This window comes from Verrucomicrobiia bacterium (assembly GCA_035460805.1).
Taxonomy (GTDB): Bacteria; Patescibacteriota; UBA1384; order CAILIB01; family CAILIB01; genus DATHWI01.
In genome coordinates, this window is the sequence record DATHWI010000127.1 from 1 (window position 1) to 1,808 (window position 1,808).

General features: G+C 54.5%; 2 protein-coding genes. Both read left to right on the plus strand.

The genetic code is table 11. The annotated features are described in order from the left end of the window. Positions 1-849, plus strand: an 849-nt coding sequence (locus VLA04_05525; GenBank protein ID HSI21127.1) for a conjugal transfer protein TraC, incomplete at its 5' end; no start/stop codon positions are given. A 15-nt stretch (positions 850-864) separates the two neighbouring features. Next, positions 865-1,808 (plus strand): hypothetical protein (locus VLA04_05530; protein ID HSI21128.1); only part of this gene is annotated, 944 nt, incomplete at its 3' end.

Consider the following 1,808-nt stretch of genomic DNA (forward strand, 5'->3'; position numbering starts at 1 on the left):
CCGTTTGACCTTCCCCTGTCCAGCCACAACGAAGATGAAACGGAAGATGTGCTGCGCTCCAACATCACTACGCTCCACGGGCTTATCCGCCTCATGGCAGGCGGCATGACGGCCGAAGAAGACTCAATCTTGGACAAGGCCCTCTACGAGTCATATGCCCTCAAGGACATTACGTCAGACCCTTCTACTTGGCGTAATCCTCCCCCGCTCATGTCGGACCTCGTGGCAGTACTGGCAAACCTCAGGGGAGCAGAAAACCTTATCCTACGGCTCAACAAGTACGTAGATGGAACCTTCTCCAGCCTCTTCAACCAACCGACCAACTTCCAACTTACCGGGGGACTTGTGGTCTTCTCTGTACGAGACCTGGAAGAAGCGCTGCGCCCTATCGCCATCTTCATGGTGCTTAACTACATCTGGAACTCTGTCCGGAGCGAGATGAAGCGCCGCCTCATGGTGGTAGACGAAGCCTGGTGGATGATGCAGTACGAAGACTCAGCCCGCTTCCTCTACGGTTTGGCCAAGCGTGCACGCAAATACTTCCTAGGACTCACCATTATCTCCCAAGACGTGGAGGACTTCCTGTCTAATAAGTATGGGAAAGCGGTGGTCTCTAACTCGGCCATGCAGGTGCTGCTCAAACAATCCACGTCGTCAGTAGATGTGGTGGCAGGCGTGTTCAACCTCACTGAACAAGAAAAATACTTGCTCATTAATGCCACGGTAGGTGAGGGCCTGTTCTTTGCCGGGTTAAGCCACGTAGCTGTAAAGATCACTGCCTCTTATACCGAGGATCAAATTATTACTTCAGATCCAAAACAGCTTTTGGCTATGCGCAAAGGCATTTAGCCTAGGCGTCTCATCATGCCCGAGACACCCGATTTACTACCCCCAGAACCCGAATCCACTCCTCGTCCCGATAAGGGAATGAGCCTTGAGGACTACTTCAAGCTATTGGGGGATTTTTCGGATGGTACACCAGAGTTCATCAAGCTGAACCCTGAGTACCTTGTAGGGAAGGGAATTGATTACGCAGTGGACACAGCAGCCGAGCACCTGGAGGGTGAGGACCCCAACTCCTTACGGGCACAGAACGTCCACACGGGCGCCAAGACAACCAAGAAAATTGCCAAGGACGCAGCGTACACGGGGATTAAGGGCTACCACGCAAAAAAAACGGCTAGTAACCCTGCAAATGTCCCTCCCGTTCAGGGCATTACGGCTAACGGCGTCAAAGCCAAGGCGGGCGCCAAGGACCTTAAAGGGCGCTCCATGGATAATTTGGCGTATGGCGCCAAGACCATGGGAATTGATACGGCTGCCAAGTTCCTAGGCGGCGATGACCCGAACAGCCTTCGCGCCAAGTCTGCCAAGTTTGCTGCGCGCGCAGCAAAGGACGCGCTGGACATCTCCAAGCTGGTGGCTACTGCTGGTACGGATATCAGCTCTTGGATCACCCTGGCTAAACGCGAGGGGAAAACCGTACTTACCCTTGGCATTATTGCCACCTGTGCGGTTCTCTTGATCGGTTACGGGGTGGGCAAGCTCTTAGGTCAGCTCTTTGGCGACAAGAGCGGCGGCATAGGCATTTCCTCTACCAGTCCGTTTGCTGCAGGCAGCTCCAACCCCGAGGGCATCTTCCTCAACGTCATGAGCGACAAGTACAACGTGGTAGACCCTAAGACAAAGCGGGTCAAATCCACCCTCACCCTGGAGGCAACGAGCGGCGGCTTCAGCGATGAGCGCGATGCCATCCGCGCCACCCCTAGCAACTCCAGTGGCGTAACAGGGGACGACAAGAAGCCTAT